The organism is Streptosporangium sp. NPDC000095 (assembly GCF_042899335.1).
In the GTDB taxonomy this organism is placed as follows: domain Bacteria; phylum Actinomycetota; class Actinomycetes; order Streptosporangiales; family Streptosporangiaceae; genus Streptosporangium.
On the sequence record NZ_JBIAZS010000006.1, the window covers coordinates 1 to 2430 of the forward strand.

Genomic DNA, 2430 nt, shown 5'->3' on the forward strand with positions numbered 1-2430 from the left:
GGCGGGTTGTTTTTCCCCCTGGTCGCTCGGGCCCCCCCGCCGGCGGCCCCGCCCCCCCCCACGGAAACGGGGGGCGGCCAAGAAACCCCGGGGGGGGGGGGGCCCCCCCCCCGGGGGCCGCGGTGAGACCGCCGATGACGGCGGTCTCACCGTCCGGTCCGCTGCCGGGAGTCGCGGACGCGGGCGGGGAATCCTCGGGGTACCGCTGGGAGACGGTTCAGGAGAGGGTGGGGGTGGGCGGGGTGCCCGTGCCCGACCAGCTGCCGATGAAGCCGAAGGTGGTGGACCCTCCCGCCGGGATGGATCCGTTCCAGGCGGCGTTGGTGAAGGTGAAGACCGGGGCGGCGGCGGAGAGGGTGGCGCTCCACGCCTGGCTGATGTTCACCCCCGAGGGATAGGTGAGGACGGTCCGCCAGCCGGTGACGGCCGAGGTGCAGCGGATGGTGACCTCGCCCTGGAAGCCGCCCTGCCAGTGGTTGGTGGTCTGGTAGGTCGAGGTGCAGCCGCTCGGCGGGGTCGAGGTGGTCGTGAAGGTCGCCGCCGGTGAGGCGGCGGAGGTGTTCCCCGCCGCGTCGCGGGCGACGACGGTGACGCTGTAGGCGGTCTGCGGGGTGAGCCCGGTCAGGGTGATCGAGTTGGTCGCGGACGAGCCGAGCTTGGTGGTGCCACGGAAGACGTCGTAGCCGGTGACCGCGCGGTTGTCGGTGGAGGCGGTCCAGGACAGCCGGGCACCGGTCGAGGTGATCTCCGAGGCGGTGGGTGTGCCGGGCCTGGTCGGCGCCTGGGTGTCGGGGGTGGTGGTGCCACCGTAGATCGTGGCCTCGACGGAGGTCTGCGCGATGCCGTTCGCCCCGTTGAACAGGCGCTGTCCCCAGGGGGTGAGGTTGGCGACGTTGAAGTTGGTCACCTGGTCGAGATACTCGACGCCGCCGCTGTTGCCACTCCAGGACCAGCCGAGGTAGCCGATGCCCCTGGCCTGGGCCTGGGCCATGATCGTGTCCTCGTCCGGGTTGCCGTCGGAGTGGTCGAAGCCGAACTCGCCGACCACCAGCGGCAGCCCCGCGGTCTGGAACGCCTGCATGTAGGAGGTCACCTCGGCGGCCGTGTCGAACACCCCGTACATGTGGACGGAGAAGACCGTGTTGCGCTGCGGGTCGGCGGCGAAGACCGTGGAGGCGTTGTCACGCATGGTGAAGCTCCAGTCCTGGCCCCAGTTCGGCGCGTCGACCATGATCAGGTGCTGGAACCCGTTGCTCCGCAGCCGGGTGATCGCGGCCGAGGTGGCCTGGGTCCAGCCCGGGGTGGTCGCGTTGTTGCCGATGGGTTCGTTGCCGATGTTGAGGACGACGTAGTCCTCCTGGCCGACGATCGAGTTCTTGACGCTGATCCAGTAGTCCACGGCCTGGTCGAGGGTGTACGCGCCGGCCTGCTCGCCGTACCCAGTGGTGTCATGATTTTCCAGGACACAGATGAGCTTGTTCTGCTTGCAGAGCGAGACGACGTTCGCCACGTCGGAGGCGCTGTTCGCGGTCCACCGGCCGCCGCTGAGCACCACCCTGACGGTGTTCGCGCCGAGCGACTTGATGCCCGCGAACGAGCCGGTCTGGGTCGGGTACCAGGTGTGCGCGTGGCTGGTTCCCCGCATGACGAAGGCGTTGCCGTTCGCCTCAAGGATCCGCGTACCGCTCACGCGGAGACCCACGGCGGCGTGGGCGGGCGGTACGGAGACGATGAACGGAAGAAGGAGCGCCAGGAGCAGCGCCAGTCTGATTCGCATGACCTACCTCGGTTGGGGGGGTGCCCGGCCGGGCGGAGGGGTCGTCGCGCCCGGCCGGGGGTGAGGAGGCGTCCGTGGGGGAGAGACGGACGCCTGGCTGACGGGAGTCGGTTCGTGGTGCGCAGGGTCGGTGCGAGGTGCCGGCGGGTGGTGGAGACGGTCGGAGCGGGTGCCGGTTCGCGGTGCGGACGGTCGGAGGTCGATGCGGGGGATCGGGGCGGGGACGGTCGGATCGAAGGTCAGCCGGTGGTGCAGTTCACCGGGGTGGGAACGCCGTTGGTGCCGCTCTGGGTCGCGGTGAACCCGAAGGACGTCGAGGCGTTCGGAGCGAGGGCCCCGTTCCAGGCCGCGTTCTTGACGGAGACGTCCGCGCCCGTCTGGGTGTGCGTGCCGCTCCAGAGCTGGCTGATCGTCTGACCGTTGGGGAACCTCCAGGTCACCGTCCAGCCGGAGATCGCCGAGGTGCCCGTGTTCTTGACGGTCACATCTCCCTGGAAGGCGCCCTGCCAGCTGCTGGTGACCGTGTACGTGGCCGTACAGCCGCCCACCGGGGCCGTCGTCGTGGTGAACGCGGTGCTCTCGGAGGCGGTGGAGGAGTTGCCGGCCGCGTCCCTGGCCACCACGGAGACGGTGTAGGCCGTCGCGGGGGTGAG

At 70.5% G+C, this 2430-nt stretch carries 2 protein-coding genes; both read right to left on the minus strand.

Translation table 11 applies throughout. From position 1 onward, the window contains the following. Positions 1 to 217: 217 nt before the first annotated feature. A complete protein-coding gene (locus tag ACFY3V_RS15260) occupies positions 218 to 1777 on the minus strand; it encodes a cellulase family glycosylhydrolase (RefSeq protein WP_362895853.1) in 1560 nt (519 codons plus the stop codon). A 239-nt stretch (positions 1778 to 2016) separates the two neighbouring features. Then, on the minus strand, positions 2017 to 2430 hold a 414-nt coding region (locus ACFY3V_RS15265), incomplete at its 5' end, for a cellulose binding domain-containing protein (protein ID WP_389773700.1).

Excerpts from the sequence above, each read along its gene's own strand:
- ACFY3V_RS15260 (WP_362895853.1), bottom strand. The coding sequence starts at position 1,777 with ATGCGAATCAGACTGGCGCTGCTCCTGGCGCTCCTTCTTCCGTTCATC.